General features: G+C 63.1%; 20 protein-coding genes and 1 pseudogene. 13 read left to right on the top strand and 8 right to left on the bottom strand.

The window, feature by feature from the left end; translation table 11 throughout:
• Positions 1-21: 21 nt before the first annotated feature.
• The 11 genes and pseudogenes from SK095_RS05260 to SK095_RS05305 all read left to right on the top strand — a co-directional run bounded on the left by SK095_RS05260 (position 22) and on the right by SK095_RS05305 (position 9648).
• A complete protein-coding gene (locus tag SK095_RS05260) occupies positions 22-984 on the top strand; it encodes a LysR family transcriptional regulator (RefSeq protein WP_320548129.1) in 963 nt (320 codons plus the stop codon).
• 183 nt (positions 985-1167) lie between these two features.
• The gene (locus SK095_RS05265) at positions 1168-1485 is read left to right on the top strand and encodes a helix-turn-helix domain-containing protein (RefSeq protein ID WP_092428932.1); all 318 of its coding nucleotides are present in this window, start codon (positions 1168-1170) and stop codon (positions 1483-1485) included.
• Complete coding sequence (locus SK095_RS05270; protein ID WP_320548130.1) at positions 1482-2696, top strand: type II toxin-antitoxin system HipA family toxin; 1215 nt, start codon at positions 1482-1484, stop codon at positions 2694-2696. Before SK095_RS05265 ends, SK095_RS05270 begins: the two co-directional genes overlap by 4 nt.
• On the top strand, positions 2675-2860 hold the full coding sequence (locus SK095_RS05275; RefSeq protein WP_320548131.1) for a hypothetical protein: 186 nt from the start codon (positions 2675-2677) through the stop codon (positions 2858-2860). Before SK095_RS05270 ends, SK095_RS05275 begins: the two co-directional genes overlap by 22 nt.
• A 375-nt stretch (positions 2861-3235) precedes the next feature.
• Complete coding sequence (locus tag SK095_RS05280; protein WP_320548132.1) at positions 3236-4522, top strand: hypothetical protein; 1287 nt, start codon at positions 3236-3238, stop codon at positions 4520-4522.
• A gap of 15 nt (positions 4523-4537) precedes the next feature.
• On the top strand, positions 4538-5878 hold the full coding sequence (locus SK095_RS05285) for an ATP-binding protein (RefSeq protein ID WP_320548133.1): 1341 nt from the start codon (positions 4538-4540) through the stop codon (positions 5876-5878).
• Positions 5879-5942: 64 nt separating this feature from the next.
• The gene (locus SK095_RS05290) at positions 5943-7145 is read left to right on the top strand and encodes an ISL3 family transposase (protein ID WP_320546462.1); all 1203 of its coding nucleotides are present in this window, start codon (positions 5943-5945) and stop codon (positions 7143-7145) included.
• A gap of 67 nt (positions 7146-7212) precedes the next feature.
• Positions 7213-7935 carry a HAMP domain-containing sensor histidine kinase gene (locus tag SK095_RS05295; RefSeq protein WP_320548134.1) on the top strand — a complete coding sequence of 241 codons (723 nt, stop codon included), beginning with the start codon at positions 7213-7215 and terminating at the stop codon, positions 7933-7935.
• 5 nt (positions 7936-7940) lie between these two features.
• Positions 7941-8624 (top strand): hypothetical protein, encoded by a 684-nt coding sequence (locus SK095_RS05300; protein WP_320548135.1) that lies wholly within the window; start codon positions 7941-7943, stop codon positions 8622-8624.
• Positions 8611-8799 (top strand): annotated as a pseudogene (locus SK095_RS21700) (MBL fold metallo-hydrolase); the annotation flags it as partial. The gene SK095_RS05300 and the pseudogene SK095_RS21700, both read left to right, overlap by 14 nt.
• Positions 8800-9075: 276 nt before the next feature.
• Positions 9076-9648 carry a hypothetical protein gene (locus SK095_RS05305; RefSeq protein ID WP_320548136.1) on the top strand — a complete coding sequence of 191 codons (573 nt, stop codon included), beginning with the start codon at positions 9076-9078 and terminating at the stop codon, positions 9646-9648.
• A 101-nt stretch (positions 9649-9749) separates the two neighbouring features.
• Here the strand turns inward: SK095_RS05305 and SK095_RS05310 are convergent, their stop codons facing one another.
• From SK095_RS05310 to tcuA, 5 genes are read right to left on the bottom strand one after another with little or no spacing between them, the layout of a single operon-like run.
• A complete protein-coding gene (locus SK095_RS05310) occupies positions 9750-10745 on the bottom strand; it encodes an electron transfer flavoprotein subunit alpha/FixB family protein (protein WP_320548137.1) in 996 nt (331 codons plus the stop codon).
• Positions 10742-11533 carry an electron transfer flavoprotein subunit beta gene (locus SK095_RS05315; RefSeq protein ID WP_320548138.1) on the bottom strand — a complete coding sequence of 264 codons (792 nt, stop codon included), beginning with the start codon at positions 11531-11533 and terminating at the stop codon, positions 10742-10744. The genes SK095_RS05310 and SK095_RS05315 overlap by 4 nt, the downstream gene beginning before the upstream one ends.
• A 14-nt stretch (positions 11534-11547) precedes the next feature.
• The gene (locus SK095_RS05320; protein ID WP_320548139.1) at positions 11548-12921 is read right to left on the bottom strand and encodes an FAD-dependent oxidoreductase; all 1374 of its coding nucleotides are present in this window, start codon (positions 12919-12921) and stop codon (positions 11548-11550) included.
• 12 nt (positions 12922-12933) lie between these two features.
• Positions 12934-13752, bottom strand: coding sequence for an aspartate/glutamate racemase family protein (locus tag SK095_RS05325; protein WP_320548140.1), 819 nt, complete (start codon positions 13750-13752; stop codon positions 12934-12936).
• Positions 13753-13761: 9 nt separating this feature from the next.
• Positions 13762-15225 carry an FAD-dependent tricarballylate dehydrogenase TcuA gene (tcuA, locus tag SK095_RS05330; protein WP_320548141.1) on the bottom strand — a complete coding sequence of 488 codons (1464 nt, stop codon included), beginning with the start codon at positions 15223-15225 and terminating at the stop codon, positions 13762-13764.
• Between the two features lie 382 nt (positions 15226-15607).
• On the opposite strand from tcuA, the gene SK095_RS05335 reads away from it, so the two are divergent.
• Positions 15608-15787 carry a hypothetical protein gene (locus tag SK095_RS05335; protein ID WP_320548142.1) on the top strand — a complete coding sequence of 60 codons (180 nt, stop codon included), beginning with the start codon at positions 15608-15610 and terminating at the stop codon, positions 15785-15787.
• Positions 15788-15878: 91 nt separating this feature from the next.
• Here SK095_RS05335 and SK095_RS05340 read toward each other — a convergent pair whose 3' ends face one another.
• Entirely contained in the window at positions 15879-16091 is a 213-nt protein-coding gene (locus SK095_RS05340; protein WP_201487552.1) for a hypothetical protein, read from the bottom strand.
• A 51-nt stretch (positions 16092-16142) separates the two neighbouring features.
• Here SK095_RS05340 and SK095_RS05345 point away from each other — a divergent pair, with 51 nt between their 5' ends.
• Positions 16143-16973, top strand: a complete 831-nt coding sequence (locus tag SK095_RS05345; RefSeq protein WP_320548143.1) for an HDOD domain-containing protein — start codon at positions 16143-16145, stop codon at positions 16971-16973.
• 7 nt (positions 16974-16980) lie between these two features.
• Here the strand turns inward: SK095_RS05345 and SK095_RS05350 are convergent, their stop codons facing one another.
• Together SK095_RS05350 and SK095_RS05355 are read right to left on the bottom strand one after the other, a co-directional pair.
• Positions 16981-19107, bottom strand: coding sequence for a methyl-accepting chemotaxis protein (locus tag SK095_RS05350; RefSeq protein ID WP_320548144.1), 2127 nt, complete (start codon positions 19105-19107; stop codon positions 16981-16983).
• 143 nt (positions 19108-19250) lie between these two features.
• On the bottom strand, positions 19251-20081 hold the full coding sequence (locus tag SK095_RS05355; protein ID WP_136490536.1) for a flagellar motor protein MotB: 831 nt from the start codon (positions 20079-20081) through the stop codon (positions 19251-19253).
• Between the last annotated feature and the right edge of the window lie 6 nt (positions 20082-20087).

A 20087-nucleotide genomic window follows, 5' to 3' on the forward strand; every position in this document is an offset into this window, starting at 1 on the left:
CTAATGGGGCATTAGAAAATAATGAAGAGCCGGATCGACAAACTCTGGGCCATGCAGGTGTTCACCCGCGTGGTGGAATGCGCCAGCTTCAACCGCGCCGCCGAATCGCTGGACATCGCCAACGCCACGGTGACCGCCAGCGTGCGCAACCTGGAGACCCACCTGGGCGTCACCCTGCTCAGCCGCAACACCCGCACCCTGCGCCTGACCGACGCCGGCGAGCGCTACTTCAAGCACTGCGTCGAGCTGCTGCGCCAGGTCGAGCAGGCCGAATCCGAAGTCATGGAGCAGACCGCCAGCGTGCAGGGCCAGCTGTGCATCGAGTCGCCGGCCGCCTTCGGCAAGGACGTGATGGCCCCGCTGCTCGCCGAATTCGGCGCCCGCCACCCGGACCTGCGCATCGCCCTGCGCCTGACCGACCACCCCGAGGGGCTGATCGAGAGCGGCACCGACATGGCCATCCGCATCGACTCGGTCAACGACGCCGACCTGGTCGCCCGCCCGCTGTACCAGGCCCACTACGTCGCCTGCGCCACTCCTTCATTGCTGGAGAAGCTCGGCACCCCCGACCACCCCGCCCAGCTCGACCCCACCCAGTGCCTGGGCCTGTTCCCCAAGAGCAGCTACACCCCGGCGCGCTGGTCCTTCACCCTTGGCGAAGAAGCCCACGACCTGCAACCGATGGGCAAGCTGAACTTCAACAGCACCGACGCCCTGATCGACGCCGCGCTGGCCGACCAGGGCTTCATCTACGTGCTGGACGTGTTCGTCAACCGGCTGCTCTCCCAGGGCAAGCTGGTGGAACTGTTCCCCGGCTGGCAGACCTACGGCCGCACCTTCTTCACCGTCACCCCCAAATCCCGCTTCGTCGCCCCGCGCACCCGCGCCTTCATCGAATTCCTGCTGGCGAGCCTGGACGCCCAGCGCCGTCCGGCGCCGGGGGCGAGTGTGGGGTTGCATGTGGGGAGACGGGGGCGGGGCTGAGGGCTGGATGGCTTCCAAATCCCCTGTAGGGGCGAATTCATTCGCCAACGCGGCCATGTCAGGCGAATGAATTCGCCCCTACCGACTGGGAAACTCGCTCCACGCGATTGCGCACCCAGCCCATCAAATAAGAGTCACTATGATATCCTTTAAGCTGATATCCACCTGCCAAGGGTCAATATAGTGGACTTCTCATTCGCAGACCGCAGCGAAATCCTCCAGGAACTCGGGCAGCGTCTGCGCCTCCAGCGACTGGCCCAGGCGCTGACCCAGCAGGAGCTGGCCGGCATGGCCGGCGTCGCTCCCGGCACCATCAAGAAGCTGGAGGGCAACGGCACCTCCTCGCTGGAAACCGTGGTGCGCGTGGTGCAGGCCCTCGGGCTGACCGATGAGCTGCAGGCGCTGTTCGTGCTGCCCAGCCAATCCATCGCCCAGATGGAGCAGGCCGAACAGGCACGGCAGACACAACGGGTACGGGCGCCGCGGAGAAAGCGCCCATGAAAAAGCTCGACGTGTACTACTGCGGCTGGGGTGAGCACTGGCGACTGGGCACCCTGGCCGACGACGGCGCCAGCCTGCTGTTCGAGTACTCCCCCGAGGCACTGGCCCAGAAGCTGGAACTGTCGCCCCGCCACCTCAAGTTGCGCGCGCAGGCCTACGGCGGCTTTCCTGCCTACCAGCATCGCCTGCCGGGACTGGTGGCGGACGCCCTCCCCGATGGCTGGGGCCTGCTGCTAATGGACCGGCTGTTCCGCAGGCAGGGCATCAGCCCCGGCCCACTCGACCGCCTGACCTTCATCGGCGACCGTGCGCTGGGGGCGCTGAGCTTCGTACCCGCCGCAGACACGCCGCTGCCAGAAGCCGACCTGCAGCTGCTGGCGCTGGCGCAGGAGTCGCAACTGGTGCTCGCCGGCGAGGAGTCCGCCGTACTGATGGAGCTGGTGCTCACCGGCGGCTCGCCGCAGGGTGCCAGACCCAAGGCACTGGTGCAGTACCACCCGCAGGCGCAGCAGGTCAGCACCCTGCCCGGCGCCCCCGGCGAGCCCTGGCTGGTGAAGTTCCAGGCCCAGGGCGAGCACAAGGAGGTGTGCGCCATCGAGAACCTCTACGCCGAACTGGCGCGCGCCTGCGGGCTGCGCATGCCCGCCACCACCTACTTCGACCTGTCGCCCAAGCTGGCCGGCTTCGGCATCGCCCGTTTCGACCGCGCCGGCGAGCTACGCGTGCCGGTGCACAGCCTGGCCGGCCTGCTGCATGCCGACTTCCGCCTGCCCTCGCTGGACTACACCACCTTCCTGCGCGCCACCCGCCTGATGACCAGGGACCAGCGCGAAGTGGAACAGGCCTTCGCCCACGCGGTATTCAACGTGGTGTTCCACAACCGCGACGACCACGCGAAGAACTTCGCCTACCGGCTGGACAGCGACCGCCGCTGGAAACTCGCCCCGGCCTACGACCTGACCTTCAGCCAGGGCCCGGGCGGCGAACACCAGACCGACATCTGCGGCGAAGGACGCCGCATCACCCGCACCCACCTGCTCACCCTCGCCAGCCAGGGCGGAGTGGAACCTGCCGAAGCCAACGCGATCATCGAGCGCATCCTCGAACAGGCCGGGCAATTCCGCCAGCGGGCGAGCGGGCATCCGATCCGGCGCGATACGGTGGGGCAGATCGCTCAGGTGATCGAGGAGTGTCGCAGTGCAGTCGCATAGGCAGGCCTGCTCCCTGGCCGCTCGTCGAGACCCAGCACCGCTACAGCACCGGCGCCCTGATCGACGCCGCGCAGGCCGACCTCGGCGTCATCTACGTGCTGGACGTGTTCGTCAACCGACTGCTCTCCCAGGGCAAGCTGGTGGAATTGTTCCCCGGCTGGTAGACCTACGGGCGCACCTTCTTCATAGTCACCCCCAAATCCCGCTTCGTCGCCCCGCGCACCCGCGCCTTCATCGAATTCCTGCTGGCGAGCCTGGACGCCCAGCGCCGCCCAGCGCCGCCCAGCGCCGGGGGCGAGTGTGGGGTTGCATGTGGGGAGACGGGGGCGGGGGTAAAAACGAGTCCTGCAGATGGTGGCCTTGAGGTGATGAGATTGCCACCTCCTGATCGGCGGTTAGCCAGGGTGTCTGAGGCCAGTAGGCGGAGAGCAGGATACGCTCTGCAAGGCTTCAGTACGTTCCTAGTAGCGATACTTCTTGCCGTTCAGACTCACAGTCTGCAGACTCTTCCGGCTATCCAAGACACGTGAACCTCATTGATGAATGGCGAAATCTCCCTCTCTGCCTTTGCCACAAAGCTGATGACAGCAGGCGATCAGGATGATGAGACGGTGTGCCCTGAAAAGATTGTGAGCGGCCTAATGAACGGGCATGCTACTGATTTCGTGTACAACACACTGTCATTGTCAGACCGACGTACGCATGGGATTTTTTTCTCAGGGCCATCTTGGGCTCATAAGATCCTGTCAGGCCAAGAGCTTTCGAAGTGGCAAAGATTTATCGACCCGAGCGTAGGCATTGGAGATTTACTTTTAGAAGTATGCAAATCCTTACCTCTAAAAGAATCAGCCAATCAAACACTGGAAGACTGGGCCGAGCGTCTTGTCGCAGTTGATCTACGAAAATCCTTTCTTGATATTGCTTGGATGCGAATTCAAGCACTTGCGGTGCACCGGCACAATACCGAGAAAGCGCAAGCATGTGATTTTATCTTTAAAGAGCTGCCAAAGAACTTTATTATTGGAGACGCGCTTTCAACAGATCTCAAACTACGCCAAGACGATTGCGTAGTCATGAACCCTCCATACCAGCGCATTTCAGCACCCCCTTATAGCTTCGTTGGAAAAGGCAAGCGCTCTGCCGCAGCCCTTCATCTGGAGCATGTGCTTCTTCAAGCTCCCGCTGGAGTAGGAATATTTGCACTTATCCCTGATGTACTGAGAAGCGGCAGCTCTTACGAAAAATTCAGGAAAGAGCTAGGCAAGAGAGCTGTAATCTCCTCCTTCGATCCATCTGGTGCTTTTGGGGCACAAGCTGACATTGACGTCGCAATACTAGTCGCAACATCAACGAATCAGGAAGAGCGAGTCGAAGCACCTGAGCCAGATATTTCTTGCGGACTATGTGTCGGCGATTTTTTTGATATTTCAGTAGGCCCTGTCGTCCCCCATCGCACATCGGTCACCGGCCAAATGCACGGATATCTCACAGCCAAAAATGCAACTATTGGCTCGGAAATATCTTCACCCATGGAATTCGCCACATATGCCTGTCGACTGGAGAAAGGCCCATTCGTCGTAGTTCGCCGAACCTCAAGCCCCACGGATAGAAAAAGGGCCAGAAGTACTTTAGTCACAACTAGAGAAGAATTCTTAGTAGAAAACCATCTTTTGATTCTCAAACCCAAGGACAAGAAGGTAGCAACATGTCGTGCTTTGCTACGCGTGTTAGAAGACCAGAGCACGGATGCATGGCTCAACAACCAAATAAGGTGCCGTCACCTGACCGTAGGCGCGCTCAAAATGCTTCCTTGGATCGCAGATTGAAACGGAGCAAACCACATGGAATCGCCCATACTAGGATTTAGATTTGCCCCTTCCATCCTTGTTCGGCTAGGTGAAGAATTAGTACCAAACCTTGACCAAGCCATCATCGAGCTAATCCGTAACTCCTACGATGCGGATGCATCTGAGTGCACGGTTGAGATAAAAATGGACACCATAAATGGTGGAACCATTAAAATTTCTGATAATGGCTCGGGCATGACTCATCACCAGATACTAAATAACTGGCTAGTATTGGGCGGCTCATCAAAAGAAAGCACTAAACTTACACCCAAAGGCAGGAGAACTGTTGGAGACAAGGGCCTAGGTCGGCTTGCCGCATTAAGAGCTGGTTCGTCCGTTGAAATGACTACCCGACATCTAAGTGAGCAAGCAGACGAGGCTCACTCCATCACTATCGAATGGAGCAAATACGACAAAGCCACAGTAGTCGAGGAAATTGGTCTTCCGATAGAAAAGAGCACGCGCAAAAACCATGGCACGACTACCATTCTCAAAGGAATCAAGCGAACGCTCGGAAGGAGCGAAACTGACCGCCTAGGGAGAAGCATTGTTCTTCTGACCAGCCCATTCCATGAAGGTACGGACTTCAGGATTAATCTTATTGCACCTGATTTTCCAGAATTGGAGGCTAGAGTTAGGAATGGCTATCTGGATGATGCCGAATACGTTCTGCGAGCGGATCTTTTACCAGATGGATCAGGCTATGCAGAGGTACTAGATTTCAAAGGCGATGTTCTTTATAGCGCCACATCCAACGAGTGGCCAACAAAAAAACAGAAGGGGCAGGTCATTTACAGCGCACCACCGACAACCTTCGAACTCTATAGTTATATTTTCAACAGAAACGCCTTTGCCGGTCGAGGATCAACAATAGCTGAGGTTAAAAATTGGCTTAAGGTAGTCGGTGGAGTTCACTTCTACCACCGTCAATTCAGGGTCCCACCATATGGCGACCCTGGCCATGACTGGCTAGACATGAACCTTTCTCGTGCTCGTAGCCCGGAAGAGCGCCCATCCACAAATACAAGCGTCGGAAGGGTGATCGTTGACGATCCAGATGGAATATTGAAGCAAAAAACTGACCGGGTCGGCTTCATCGAAAGCGATGAGTTCCTAGAGATCCGGCGCTTTGCTAAAGATGCGTTGGAATGGTTTGCGCGCCGCCGACTGCGAGATGCAGAAGCACGGCGAGACTTTCAAAAACAAGAATCTCGAATAGCGCCAACTCAAGCTCGCGCAGACTTACTAGACACCATTTCTCAGTCACTACCCGCTCATGAAAAAGAGAGGGCAATAAAAGGGTTCTTCGCGGGATCGTGGGGAAGAGCGGATTGACAGACAGGGAAGCAGGTAAATTGGCAGTCGCCAAACACACCAACGCCTGCCCCCTGCTGTCACCGTGCATCCTATTGATCTTGCTGCTTTCTGGCCAGGCTACGACGTTGTAGCCTGCAGCCATTCCGTCGAAAAAAACCTCACGCTGACCCTCGAACCCCGAGCGGCCGACCTTCCACGCTGTGGTCGCTGTCAGCAGCCCAGCCCCCTGATCCATGACCGACGCATTCGCCTCGTTCGCGACCGGGATCTGTTCGATCAGCGCGTCCAGTTGCGACTCCCCATACGCCGAGTGGACTGCCTGACGTGTGGGCGAGTTACCGAGCACATTTCCTGGTTGGCCCCGGCCTCGCGGCTGACCCGCCGGCTGTGTTCCTGGGTCGAAACCCTGCTGCGGTTCATGCCCATCAGCCATGTCAGCCAGCTCACCGGGCTGCACTGGCACACCATCAAGACGCTGGACAAGCGGCGTCTCCAGGCCGCATTCGGCACCTTCGAGCCGGGCGATGTGCGCCGTCTGGTGATGGACGAGTTCGCCCTGCACAAAGGCCATCGTTACGCGACGGTGATCATGGATGCCGAGCGTACCCGCGTTCTGTGGGTTGGCCTGGGTAACAGCCGCAAGGCCATACGCCCGTTCTTCGAGCAACTCGGTGAGCGCTGCCAGCAGATCGAGGCTGTGGCGATGGACATGAATACGGCCTTCGACCTGGAAGTGAAACAGCACTGCCCTCAGGCCGAGGTTGTGTACGACTTGTTCCATGTGGTCGCCCGCTACGGACGTGACGTGATCGACCGCATCCGGGTAGACCAGGCCAATGCCCTGCGCCATGACAAGCCCGCTCGCCAAGTGGTCAAGCAGAGCCGTTGGCTGCTGCTGCGCAACCGGGAGAACCTGAAGGAGGATCATGCCGTTCGACTGCAGGAGTTGTTGGCAGCCAACCAGCCACTGGCCACGGTCTATGTGCTCAAGGATGCGTTGAAGGAGGTCTGGTACGCACCCAGCGTGCGGGAGGGCTGGCGGCGCTGGCGAACCTGGCTGAGGCATGTCCGGGAGAGCGGCTTGGCGCCGCTACAACGCTTTGCCCGCAACCTCCAGCGCTATGCCCGGGGCATCCTCGCCAGTGCACGATTCCACATGCACACCAGCCTGCTGGAGGGGGTGAACAACCGGATCAAGGTGATCAAGCGCATGGCCTATGGCTTCAGGGACGCCGATTACTTCTTCCTGAAAATCAAGGCCGCCTTCCCCGGGAAAATGCGATGAACCAATAAAAGCCCTCGACAAGTTAGAGAAAAATTTTCAGAAAGAGCTTCGATCCACAAGAGAGGACTTGATCCTATATCGATCCCTTGCCACTGCGGGGACTACTGCTGCAGTATTTGCCCATGAAATTGGAAAACCCATCAGAACGATTGCAGGCGGAGAAAAAACAATACGCCGAAGAGTCAATAAATTATGCCCTGATAATATTGGAGCGCAATTAGAGCCACCATTAAATCTAATCGTTAACGCCTCCGAGCGACTGACTAGATTCGCCTCGATGCAGATAGATTTTTTGAAACGCGAAAAAAGGCGACATGGCGCCGTTAACCTTAACAAGGTTATACAAAGTCTTCACGATCTCTGGAAGCCCATACTAGAAGACGCAAAAATTGAGCTTGAGCTAGCCCCACACAAAACTGATGACGCAGTAATATACGGAGCTGAAGCATTAGTAGAAACAATAATAACAAATTGCCTTACAAATTCGGTAAGCGCCTTTGAACGACCAGGAGCCAGGACAAAGGACAGACTAATAAAAATAAAGGTCAACATCGAAGGAAACACTGTAGCCATCGAAGTTGAAGACAATGGCCCCGGGATAAATATGGATATAAATGAAATTTGGCTTCCTGGAAAAACCACCAGACAAGAGGGCACGGGCTTCGGGCTCACTATTGTTAAAGACTCGGTTCTCGATTTAGGCGGAAATTACAGCGCCTCAACAGTCGATAATTCCGGGGCAAACTTTAAATTTGTATTTCCGTTACTTACCAATCCAACGAATATGTGACACGTATGAAACCAATCAGGACGGTTGCGGTTGTAGACGATGATGACCATGCGGCTCTGACCATTATCCATGCATTGGAAGATGGCCGCCTCACCCCCTATCGCCAGGAAGCCGCCGATAGCTTGGCGGAACTTACTGAATTGATAATTCTTAATTCCGACGCAGCCGTCTGTGACCATCGGCTAAGATATGGCGCCTTTGCTGACATATCTGGCGCGGAACTAGCTGCAGCACTAGTAGAAAGAGGGCACCCTACTATACTGGTCACTCAATATCTTGACCAATACGCGGATATAGCCATCCGCAGTCATCGCAGCAATCTACCTGTGGTCTTGCGTCGTGAGGATGCAGACGAACCAGATGAACTTCGCGCGGGTTTCGCCCGATGCAAATATGAACTTAGACGCGGCAAAGTAGATGATCGAAAGTTACATAGGACTCTACTTAATGTCATGGATGTATCTGACGTAGGTGGCGTGAAGGTTATTGATGCCATCGTAAACGGCTGGAACCCAAAAGATACCGTCCGCTTCCCCTTATCATTGGTTAATTCAAAAGACCAGGAAAAGGTCGGGCGCTTCAGCATACTAACAGCCTTAACAAATGTCAGCACCACCGAGAAAGTAGATTTATATTTCGAAAATATAGAACTAGCATCCGAACCGGAGTGGGATGATGGCTTGCGGTGAACTCATAATACTTGACGTCGGCCATGGAAACTGCACGATAATCAAGCATGGCAATGAGGCTATAATAATTGACGCGCCTGGGCGACCAGTAGTCGCCAAAGCACTAGACGAACTTAATATAAAATCAGTCCATGCCCTTCTCATATCTCATGCAGACAGTGATCATCTGTCCGGCGCTATACCTATCCTGATGAATCCAGAGCGCCCGGTGAGGCACGTATATGTCAATCCAGATGACCGGAGCACGAGTTCCTGGCACCAATTCAGAATAGCCGCCGGAGATGCCAGAAAACAACAAGGGACAACTATTCACCCTTCACTGAACATCGACGACCCTAAAAACCTAGCCCTATCCGAGACCACGATTCACGTTCTCCACCCTACACCTGAGATGTGTCTTGCAACTAACGCAGGAAACCATACAGACGGCGTCAGATTGGATGCAAACAGCATGTCCGCTGTTGTATTGATTGTGCACGATGGAGAAAGGGTATGCCTACTTGCTGCCGATTCAGGCCGTCACAGCCTTGATATAATGATGGGTGAAAATAGAGACTTGAGCGCCGAAATTCTAGTTTTCCCTCATCATGGCGGCCATATCGGAGGGACGGCAGACAACAAATTATTCGCAAAAAATCTAGTCTCGTCTGTTAAGCCAAAGCTCGTGCTTTTCTCGCTAGGCAGAGGTGCACATGGCACTCCACGTCCAGAAATTATTGCAGGAACTCGTGAAGCCCTCCATAAAAATACACCTTATATCGCTTGCACACAGATATCCAAGAACTGCTCAGACACTTTGCCCAACCAAAATAATCGACCACTAGCCAAACATTCGGAAGGATTGGCAAAAGATCACTGCTGCGCGGGAACGATCATGCTTCCGTTGAAAAAAGGTGGCCTTGATAGCATTTTGGGAGACCTGAACGAGCATCATGGAAATTTTGTGACTAGCGAAATCCCTAAAGCTCTTTGCAGACGCCAGATTGCGCCTCCTGCTCCACAGCTGATTGCAACGACGAACTGATCACTATCCAGGGCAGCGTCATTGGCTGCCCACTCACCCATCGCATATCGGCATATCGGCAGTATAACTTTAAAACTCCCCATCAAAGCAGCTTAAGTTCCCTAAGATACTTTCCGCCCCTCCCCCACCACCCTCAACAACTCCGGCAACACCTGCTCCCAATCCCCCACCACACCGACGCTCGCGACCTTGAAGATGTCCGCCGCCGGGTCCTTGTTGATGGCGACGATGCGGGTGTCCGGGCTGATGCCGGCGAGGTGCTGCGGGGTGCCGGAGATGCCGACGGCGAGGTAGATGTCCGGACTGACGAACTTGCCGGACACGCCGACCTGACGCACTACCGGGACCATGCCGGCGTCGACCGCCGGCAGGCTGCCGCCGAGGCTGCCGTCCAGGCGTTCGGCCAGTTCCTCGAGCAGGACGAAGCCCTGTTCGTTGACCCCGCGACCGCCGGACACCACGATGCGCGCGCTCTCCACCGGCGGCAGGCGCTGGCCGCTGGTGGTTTCCTCCATCGCCAGCGACGCGGGCAGGACGGTATCCAGTTCCAGCCGCTCGCACGGCGGCTCGGCGCTGCAGCTCAGCTCGGCCTTGCCGAGGCGCAGGCAGGCGACGGCGTTGCCATTGGCCTGGGTCATACCCAGGCGCAGGCGGCCCCCCCAGGTGGCGCGCTCGGCCTGCAATCCCGCCTCGGTCCAGCGCAGCGCGCTGCAGCGGCCGAGGGGCTGGGCGTCCAGCGCCGCCGCCAGCTGCGCAGCCAGTTCCTCGCCGTCGGCGCCCGGCGGCACCAGCAGCAGGCGCTGCGCCGCGGCAGTCTGGCGGCGCACGGCTTCGGCGCCGGCCAGCGCCAGGGCAGCGGGTTCGGCGTCGAGCGCCAGGCCGGGATGCGCGGCCAGGCAGATGCGTGCGGCGCCGGCGGTGGCCGCGCGGCGGGCGCCCTCCTCGGCGCCGGCGTTGCCGAGCAGCAGCGCGGCAAAGCCGAGGCCGGCGTCGGCGGCCAGCCGCTGGGCGGCGCCGAGGGTCATGTCGAGGGCGTCCTCGCCCCAGGCCAGGGGGATCAGGGCCAGAATCTCGCGTATCTCAAGTGGTGCGCTCATGCCGCATTCTCCTCTGCTTCGCCACGCAGGTAGCCGGCCAGCGCGCGGGCCTGGCTCGACACGTCGCCATCGAGCAGCCGGCACTGGCCGCCGCGCTGCACCTCGCGGGCCGGGGCCAGGTCGGCGAGGCGGACGTCGCTGTCCGCCGCCGCGCCGGCGGTCACGCTGTCGAAGGTCATCTTCTTGGCCAGCATCACGTTCTTCATCAGCGGGTGGCGCAGCTTGTTGCGCCGATCGTTGGTCACCGTGGCCAGCAGCGGGCCGGCGACGCTGTGCCACTGCTGGCGGATGCCGCGCTCGCGCAGCAGGCGCACGCGACCGTCCCGCCATTCGGCGTACTGGGCCAGGGCGAACAGCGGCAGGCCGAGGTGCGCGGCGAGCAGCACCGGCAGGCTGCCCTCGTCGAGGTCGCCGAACTCGCGGCCGATCAGCAGCAGGTCGGGAGTGCCTTCCGTGCCGATCAGCCCGGCGATCTGCGCCGCACTCAGCCGCGCGTCCCAGGGCCGGCACGGCTGCAGGTCGAGCAGGCGCAGGCGGTCGGGCTTGAAGGCGGCGACGCTGCGCAGCAGGTTGTCGTTGTTGCTGCCGCCGAGCACCAGCACCTCGATGCGGCAGTCCTCGCGGGCATCGCGCAGCTTGAGCGCCAGCTCCAGGGCGCCCTCGTCGAACGGGCCGAGCTGGCGGCGCGACAGGCCGCTCTCCTCGATCAGCCCGGCGGCGTCGATGCGGATGTCGTGCAGCGGATAGCGGACGTCGGCCACGCCGGCCAGCAGTACCAGGATGTTCATCTGCCCTTCCCCCTTCAGCCGTGGCAGGCGGTGGCGGCGGCCAGGCGGCCGAAGATCGCCGCCTTGCCCAGCGCCGAGCCGGTCATGTAGGCGGCGCCGTGCAGCCCGCCGACCATCTCGCCGGCGGCCAGCAGGCCGTCGATGGGCGCGCCGAACACGTCGTGCACGCGCATCTGCGCATCCACCTTCACGCCGCAGTAGGTGCCGAACACCGCGGCAGTGGACGGGTAGGCGTAGAACGGCGGGCGGGCGATGGTGCGCAGCGCGCCGTGCTGGTGGACCAGGTGGCGGCGGCCGAAGGCCGGGGTTTCGCCCGCGCCGACCGCGGCGTTGTAGGCGGCCACCTCGGCGAGGAAGTCGTCGACCGGCAGCTCCAGCAGCTTGGCGAGCTGCTGCAGGCTGTCGGCCTCGACGAACAGGCCCTCTTCCAGGCGGCGCTCGAAGTCGAGGATGCGCACGCGGTCGTCGCCGCTTTCCATGATGTCGCGGTCGAGGATCTGGTAGGTCACGCCGTAGGACTGCTGCATGCAGGCGTCGCCGAGCAGCTTGTAGGACAGCGACTCGTCGACGTAGCGGCGGCCCTCCTGGTTGACCGCGATGGCGCCCTTGTACACGGCCAGGCAGGCGTGGTGGTTGTTCTCGTCCATCGGGTGTTTGCCGAAGGTGCCCTTGATGTGGACCATGTCGCGCACATCGGCGCCCAGCGCCCAGGCCATGCGCAGGCCGTCGCCTTCGTTGCCTTCGCCGCCGATGAACACCGCGTTGTCGTACAGCGGGGCGAAGCGGTGGATCAGCTCGCGGTCGTGGACGAAGCCGCCGCAGGCGAGGATCACCCCGCGCGCGGCGCGGACCTCCAGCAGTTGGCCGTCACGCTCGGCGCTGGCGCCGATCACCCGCCCGCCGGCGCTGCGCAGCAGGCGGCGGGCGCGGGCGTTGCGCAGCACCTCGACCTTGCCGGTGTTCAGCGCGGCCAGCTCCAGCTGGCGCACCATGTCGGCCGGATCGACGTTGTGCACGCGCGGCACCGACTGCCCGGAGGCGGTCTCGATCACCGGCTGGAAGGCCACGCCGTGGGCCTTGAGCCATTCGTAGGTGGCCAGCTGGTTATCGGCGTAGGCGCGCACCAGCGCCTCGTCGCACTCGCCCTTGCCGACGTCGACCAGGTCGCGCAGCAGCAGCGCGGAAGAGTCCTCGATGCCGCGCTCGCGCTGCAGGTCGGTGCCGGCGAAGGCCAGGCAGCCGCCGCTCATCGCCGAGGAGCCGCCGGTGGCGGCGGTCTTCTCCAGCAGCAGCACGTCGACGCCGGCCTCGGCGGCGCTCAGCGCGGCGGCGAAACCGGCCAGGCCGCCGCCGATCACCAGCAGCTGGGTATTCAGGATCTCGCTCATGTCGGTCGCTCCTCAGCGCGGCTCGAGAAAACGCTGGGCCAGGCCATAGAAGGCGAAGATCTCGCGCACCCGCTCGGGGTCGGGCTGGGCGGAGAAGTAGCCGCGGTTGCAGGTGCGGGTGCCGTTGGCGCGCTGCAGGTCGACCATCGACTCGGCCTGCTTGATCCAGGCGCCGAGCGAGTCGAGCACCGGCACGCCGTCCACCTCGCTGATGCCGTGGGTGGCGAGCAGCACGTTGAGCGGCGCCTCGCCGGGGATGATCACCTCGGCGCCGGCGGCAATCAGCGCGCAGGCGGCAGTGCGGAAGCGGTCGATCAAGGACGCCGGATCGCTGAACGCGGCCAGCACGTCGGCGAAGCGGAAGCCGACGTGGCGCACCCCGGCCAGGCGCTGGCCGAGGCCGTGGCGCTGGGCGTTGTCGGTGACCAGCTCGGCCAGTTCGTCGATGAACACCAGCACGCCGAACCTGCGGCCCAGGGTGCAGGCGGTGAGCATCGCCGCCTCGCCGTAGCCGACCACCGGGATGCCGAGCAGGCTGCGGATCTCGCGCAGCGCCGGCTCCGGCAGAGTGCTGATGGCGTAGGCGTCGTAGCCCTGCTGCTCGGCGTTGATGCCGGCGGCCATGAACTGCAGGCCGTGCAGGTACTGGATGGCGGCGTACTTGATGTCGTCGCCCGGGTAGTTGCTGCGGTAGGTGCCCGGCTGCATGCCGTGCATGTCGATCACCGTGTCGAGGCGGGCGACCTTCCTGAAGTGGGCGCGCAGGGCGGCGTCGTAGGCGCCGAGGTCGCTGAGCACGGTGAAGCTCTGGTGCCAGATGCGGATGGTCATGGTGGTTCCTTATTGTTGTTGGCTGGCTGCAGCCGCGCCGGCGATGCAGCCGAGCACCGAACCCGAGGTGAGGCCGGCGCCGCCGGCGTACTTGACGTAGTAGAGGTTGCCGACCAGCTCGCCGGCGGCGTACAGGCCGGGGATCGGCTGGCCGTCCTCGTCGATCACCTGGGCCCCGCTGTTCACCTTGAGGCCGCCGAAGGTGAAGGTGATGCCGCAGGTCACCGCGTAGGCGACGAAGGGGCCGCGCTCCAGCGGGTTGGCCCAGTTCGACTTGGGAATCGCCAGGCCCTGGGTCGAGCGGCCGTCGCGGATCGCCGGGTTGAACGGCACCTCGCGGCGCACCGCGGCGTTGTATTCCCTGAGGGTGTCGAGCAGCGCGTTGACGTTGACGCCTTCGAGCTTGCCGGCCAGCTCCTCGAGGCTGTCGGCCTGGATGCGGGTGGCGTGGCGCACGCGGTACTCATCGGGCAGCAGGTGTTCGCTGTGCTGGTCGAACAGCTGCCAGGCGACGCCGCCCGGCTGCTGCAGCACCTTGGCGCCCATGCCCGAGTAGGTGTAGTTGCGGAAATCCAGGCCCTCGTCGACGAAGCGCTTGCCGTCGGCATTGACCACCACGCCGAGGTGGAAGTAGTTCTTCTGCATGTTGAGCAGGTCGAGGTCGCCCAGCTCGGGGGCGTTGACGTCGTAGAACACCGCGTGGCAGCCCGACCAGTTGCCGTGGGCCACCGCGCCGACGTCCATGGCCATGCGGATGCCGTCGCCGGTGTTGAAGCGCGAGCCGCGCACCTTGGCCAGGTCCCAGCCCGGCCCCAGGTACTTGGCGCGCCATTCGAGGTTGGCGTGGAAGCCGCCGGTGGCGAGGACCAGCCCGGCGGCGGAGAAGCGCCGGCCATCGGCGCACTCGACCTGCCAGCGGCCGTCGACGCGGCCGATCTTCTGCGCGCGGCAGGCGTAGTGCAGCTCGACGCCGCTGCGTTCGGCGCGGCGCATCAGCGCCTCGACCAGGCCCAGGCCGCCGCCGGACACCTCGACGGTCAGACCGCCCCAGAACCTGTACTTGCCGTCGACCTTGAACGCCTGGCGACCGTAGATCGGCATGAAGCGCACGCCCTGGCGGGTCATCCAGCCCAGGGTGTCGAGACTCTGGCTGACCACGGTGTCGAGCACTTCCGGATCGGCGCGGTACTGGCTCTGCGCGGCCAGCTCGCCGTAGAAGTCGTCCTGGGTGTAGCTGCCGAAGTCGCTGCTCTCGATCTCGCTGTCGAGCAGGTCGGGCATCAGCTGGCGCAGGTCGTCGACGCCGCGGTAGGCGACGCGGAACGCGCCGCCGGTATGCGCCGAGTTGCCGCCGCGCAGCTCCTCGGGGGCGCGCTCCAGCAGCGCCACCCGCGCGCCCTGCTCGCGGGCCGACAGCGCGGCGCACAGCCCCGCATTGCCCCCGCCGATCACTATGACGTCGAAATCCTGCATGGTCCCCTTCCTCGAATCCGCTGACCTGTTGGGCCGGATTATTTGCAGGGGACGGCGGGGATGACAGGCAGCCGGGGCGAAGGGGTTGTTCAGTTAAGTTGCAAGATGGTGAGTGCCGCCTTCCTTGCCGGACTCCCGTCATGGGTTCCGGGAGACTGGCGCAGATAACCGGCGGCATGGCCCGCCACGATCCGGTTAAACCGAACGGATCATTCGGTTTTCCTGAATGCAGCGACCATCGGGTGCGGGCTAAGCTGAGCCTCGACAGGAACCGTGTGGCAAGCCCCTGCAGGACTCCGGCACCCAGCCAATGGCGCCTTCCTGCAAGCGCACGGACCGCACAGCCTCCGCCAACAACAAGAGCAGACAGAGGAGTCGTGTCATGAGCATTGATGGCTATGTCTGGCTGGCCGGCGCACTGGTCGTCAGCCTGGTGATGGTTTTCGGCGGCAACTACGAAGGCAGCACGAGCAGCCAGCCGGCCGATGGGTGCCCGGCAGCGCTGCCTCTCCATGGCTGCGTCATGCCCTACCTCCACGGCTGGCCGGTCATGCTGCTCTGACGGACGAGACGCGCCGGCCAGGGCAGCGGCGGGCCTGACTGCCCGTCTCGCCGGCTCTAGCCCTGTGGCAGCCCGGCACAACGGGATCAGGTCACGTTTCCAGCACCGCGATGGCGGCTTCCGCGTGCACAGCGAGGGCGCGGACGGCAAACTGGCCGGGTTGCGCATCGGCCACGCCTTCGGCGTCGAGCCCCTGCGGCAATACCCGATGGAGGGGCGCCGGCAGGCGCTGTCCATTGCCCGGGACAGGCGGCCGGCTCGCTCTTGCCTGCCAGATCGGCAATACTGCCGCCTCCAGGCGCAAGCCCTGCGCTCCGCCAGTGTCACACCCAGAATCGACAAGGAACACCAAGCCATGAGCCGACTTGCAGAGACGGTCAGCCGGGAACTGCTACAGGCCATTCGCAATGACCATCTGGTCCTCCCCACCCTGCCCGAGGCGGCGCTGCGGATTCGCCAGACCGTGCAGCAGCCCGACATCGGCATCGCCGAACTGGCCCGGGAAGTCGGCAGCGACACCGCGCTGACCGCCCGCCTGATCCGGGTGGCCAACAGCCCGCTGCTGCGGGCGCGCACGGAAATCACCGATCTGCAGATGGCAATCAGCCGCCTCGGCATCAACTACACCAGCACCCTGGCCATCGGCCTGGCGCTGGAGCAGATGTTCCGCGCCAAGTCGCCCATCATCGAGCGCAAGATGCACGAGATCTGGAGCAAGAGCCTCGAGGTGTCGAGCATCAGCTATGTGCTGAGCCGCAACTACACGACCCTGGTTCCGGAGCAGGCGGCCCTCGCCGGGCTGGTCCACCAGATCGGCGCGCTGCCGATCCTGACCTATGCCGAGAACCACCCGGAGCTGCTGCAGGACCCGCAGAGCCTGACCTTCATCATCGACGAGGTCCACCCGGTGATCGGCGACCGCATCCTGCACCAGTGGAACTTCCCCGAGTCGATCGCCTCGATCCCCTCCCAGCATCTCAACTTCAGCCGCGACACGAACGATGTCGACTATGCCGATGTCGTCCAGGTCGCCGTGCTGCAGAGCTATCTCGACACCGACCACCTGCTGGCCGGTGTCGACTGGGGCCAGGTAGCCGCCTTCGCCAAGCTCGGCCTCGATTGCGAGGTCGACAGCGCGGAGGACAGCGAACTCGCCGCCTCCCTCGTCGCGGCCATGTCGGCCTGAGACCTGCTCAGCCCTGGGTGACGGCGAACTGCCCCACCAGCTGCTGCAGCTTGCTGGTGGTGTGCCGCACCCGGGAGGTGCTGCCCTGCAGCGTGCGCAGGGTCTGCTGCATGTTCTGGGATACCTGGTCGACGCCGCGGATCGTGTCCCCGTAGTGCTGGCTGCGCTGGTCGAGCTGCTTGATCAGCTCGAACATGCGCTGCACCGCCTGCTGCAGGCGCAGGTTCTCGCTGGAACCCTGCTCGGCCTGACGCAGGCTGGCATCGACGTTCGACACGCCATGGGTCATGAAGGCCACCGCGTCGCGGGTCTCCTCCTGCAGTCCCTCGATCACGTGGCGGATCTCGTCGGCGGCGCTGGCGGTGCGCGAGGCCAGGGTGCGGATCTCCCCGGCCACCACGGCGAAGCCGCGACCGTGGCTGCCGGCCCGCGCCGCCTCGATGGCGGCGTTGAGCGCCAGCAGGTTGGTCTGGATGGTGATCTCGCTGATCAGCTCGACGATGTTGCCGATCTGCCCCATGCGGCTGTCCAGCGACTGCACGCTGCGCGCCGAGCGGTCCACCACGTTGCGGATCGCCTGGGTGCTCTCGCGGGCGCTGCCGATCACCGCCTCCATGGCGCTCTTCATCTCCTCGGCGGTCAGTGAGGCCTGCTGGATCTCGGTCAGCTGCGCCTCCACCAGCGCCAGCATGCTGCCCATGGACTCGGCCACCGCCGACGAGGTGCTGCAGGCTGCGTTGTTGTGCGCCAGCATCTGCGCGTTGGTCTGCCCGACGCTGTGCGAGGCGCGGATCACCTCGCCGACGATGCCGTCGAGGTTGTCGATGAAGCTGTTGATCCAGCGCGCCATGTCGCCGCTTTCGTCGTTGGCCATGCGCCCGCGATCCAGGCGCTGGCTCAGATTGCCGCCGCCCTCGGCGATGGTGCGGATCACCGCGGTCATCTCGCCCATGCGGCTGGCCAGCCGCCGCGGCCCCAGGGCGGCGAACAGCAGCCCGCACAGCCCCAGCAGGCCGAGGTCGAGCAGGTCGAGCACGCTCTGCGGCAGGCCGCTGTAGTGCTGCAGGCCGGTGCTGGCGGCGTACCAGCCGCCCATCACCAAGAGGAAGGTCCGCATCAGCCCGAAGGTCAGCGAGCGGCGCCGGTAGACCTCCTCGAGGTCGGCCTCGCACATCATCCCCCAGCGATCCGGCGAGCCGGGCAACTGGAAGGTCACGCCCTTGCCGACCACCGGCACGTGCCGGTAGTCGGAATAGCCGGGATAGGTGACGAACAGGTTGGCGCCCTTGCGGATGGTCTCGCGCACGCCCGGGTGCAGCTCGCCGGTGGCCGGGTCGACGAAGCGCAGCTCCAGCTCGGTGTGGCGGCGGACCCGTACTGTGCCCCAGCGGGTGTGCACGCCGGTCTTGAGGTTTTCGCCGTGGCTGAAGGTGTTGTCCTCGAAGCGCGAGCGCGACAGCGCGGTGCCCGCCCGGATGCGCGGATCGAAGCGCGATTCGACCATGAACAGGTAGTTGTCGCCGGATTCGGCGTACACGTGCCCGGCCTCGCGCTGGATCAGGTCGCCCAGCACGTCGTTGGGCACCCGCGCGCACAGGCAGCCGAGCAACTGGTCGTCGCGGCGGATCGGCTGATAGAACATCAGCGTCACCTCGTCGTGGAAGCGCGAGCTGGACGGGCCGATGTCGAAGGTCAGCGGGTCGACATAGGGGCCGTGCAGGAACGGCTGGCGCAGGCCGGCCGCCAGGGCCGCGGGGTCGAGATCGCGGGCGTTGCAGTGCCCGGGCCAGCTCGATGCCAGCACCACGCCCTGCGGCGACACCACGAACAGCTCGGAGCAGTCGGCGGACTGGGCGAGCCGCTCCTGCAGCAGGCGGTTGTCCAGCCAGGTGAAGTCGCGCGCCAGGCCATCGGCCAGCTCCGCCAGCCAGGCCCACTGGGTCAGCGCCCAGTTGTGCAGCAGGTGGCTGCGGGTCTGCGCGATGCCCTCGAAGACCTTCTCCACCTCGGCGCAGGTATCGCGGTTCAGCCAGCACGACCAGCCCATGGCCAGCTTGCCGGTCCTGCCCAGCCAGGGCAGCCAGCGGCGTTCGGCCGACGACAGGTCCATGCGCTTGCTTTGCTGTGACGACATCGGGGTTCTTCCGTGCAACAAAAGTGATGACTGCGTCACAGCAAGAAGCATGCCATCAAAATGGCGTCATATTGCAGGCACGGGGAAACCGCCGCGCACCTCTGGCGGGCTCGCGCACCACAACGGAGCAGCTCAGTGCACCATCATGAACCCGGCGCTTCCATGATCAGCTCGACGCGCCGGTTGCTCGCCCGCCCCTCGGCGCTGGCGTTGTCGCCCAGCGGCCGGGTATCGGCGTAGCCGACCGCGCGCAGGCGCCCGCTGGCCACGCCGTTGGCTTCCAGATAGCGCACCACGCCCCCCGCCCGCGCGCCGGACAGCTCCCAGTTGGACGGATAGCGGCCGCTGCGCACCGGCACCGAGTCGGTGTGGCCCTCCACCGCGATGCGGTGACTGGTGCTGTTGAGCACCGGCACCAGGCGCTTGAGCACCGAGAGGCCGGCCAGACTGAGATCGGCCTGGCCGGAGCTGAACAGGATCTCGCTGCTGATGCGGAAGCTCACCGTGCTCTCGTTGACAACCACGTCGATGTCGTCGCCCAGTTGGTCCAGCGGCAGGCCCTTGAGCGGATCGACGGGCGCCTTGGACGGCAGGGGCGTCGGCACCTGCAGGGCGGACTGCGGCAGCAGGCCGTCAGTGGCCGGCAGCACGCCCTCATGGGCCGGCCGCAGGTTGCTGGCCGCCTGGCGCAGCCCTTCCAGCGCGCCCTTGCCGGCGAAGGCCAGCATGACCACCAGCAGCACCAGCATCAGGGTCATCATGTCCAGGTAGGTCATCAGCCAGGACTCTTCCTCGGGCTCGGTCGCCAGCGGCTCGCCCTCCCCCATCTTGCGCTTGGCCCGCCCCGCCACCTGGCGCGCGTGCGCCAGCTCGGCCTCCAGCTCGCGCTGGCGCATCAGCAACGCCTGCCTGGCGGGAATCGCCGTGGTCGTGCCGGCGTCGCTCGCGGCGCCCTCGGCTGCCTGTTCGCTCATCGCTCG

Origin of the sequence: Pseudomonas sp. AN-1 (assembly GCF_034057115.1) — a bacterium.
Taxonomy (GTDB): domain Bacteria; phylum Pseudomonadota; class Gammaproteobacteria; order Pseudomonadales; family Pseudomonadaceae; genus Geopseudomonas.

Bases quoted from the DNA above. Each gene is read 5' to 3' on its own strand.
- SK095_RS05260 (WP_320548129.1), top strand. From the start codon at position 22: ATGAAGAGCCGGATCGACAAACTCTGGGCCATGCAGGTGTTCACCCGC.
- SK095_RS05270 (WP_320548130.1), top strand. From the start codon at position 1,482: ATGAAAAAGCTCGACGTGTACTACTGCGGCTGGGGTGAGCACTGGCGA.
- SK095_RS05280 (WP_320548132.1), top strand. From the start codon at position 3,236: ATGAATGGCGAAATCTCCCTCTCTGCCTTTGCCACAAAGCTGATGACA.
- SK095_RS05285 (WP_320548133.1), top strand. From the start codon at position 4,538: ATGGAATCGCCCATACTAGGATTTAGATTTGCCCCTTCCATCCTTGTT.
- SK095_RS05300 (WP_320548135.1), top strand. From the start codon at position 7,941: ATGAAACCAATCAGGACGGTTGCGGTTGTAGACGATGATGACCATGCG.
- SK095_RS05305 (WP_320548136.1), top strand. From the start codon at position 9,076: ATGTCCGCTGTTGTATTGATTGTGCACGATGGAGAAAGGGTATGCCTA.
- SK095_RS05310 (WP_320548137.1), bottom strand. From the start codon at position 10,745: ATGAGCGCACCACTTGAGATACGCGAGATTCTGGCCCTGATCCCCCTG.
- SK095_RS05315 (WP_320548138.1), bottom strand. From the start codon at position 11,533: ATGAACATCCTGGTACTGCTGGCCGGCGTGGCCGACGTCCGCTATCCG.
- SK095_RS05320 (WP_320548139.1), bottom strand. From the start codon at position 12,921: ATGAGCGAGATCCTGAATACCCAGCTGCTGGTGATCGGCGGCGGCCTG.
- SK095_RS05325 (WP_320548140.1), bottom strand. From the start codon at position 13,752: ATGACCATCCGCATCTGGCACCAGAGCTTCACCGTGCTCAGCGACCTC.
- tcuA (WP_320548141.1), bottom strand. From the start codon at position 15,225: ATGCAGGATTTCGACGTCATAGTGATCGGCGGGGGCAATGCGGGGCTG.
- SK095_RS05335 (WP_320548142.1), top strand. From the start codon at position 15,608: ATGAGCATTGATGGCTATGTCTGGCTGGCCGGCGCACTGGTCGTCAGC.
- SK095_RS05345 (WP_320548143.1), top strand. From the start codon at position 16,143: ATGAGCCGACTTGCAGAGACGGTCAGCCGGGAACTGCTACAGGCCATT.
- SK095_RS05350 (WP_320548144.1), bottom strand. From the start codon at position 19,107: ATGTCGTCACAGCAAAGCAAGCGCATGGACCTGTCGTCGGCCGAACGC.
- SK095_RS05355 (WP_136490536.1), bottom strand. From the start codon at position 20,081: ATGAGCGAACAGGCAGCCGAGGGCGCCGCGAGCGACGCCGGCACGACC.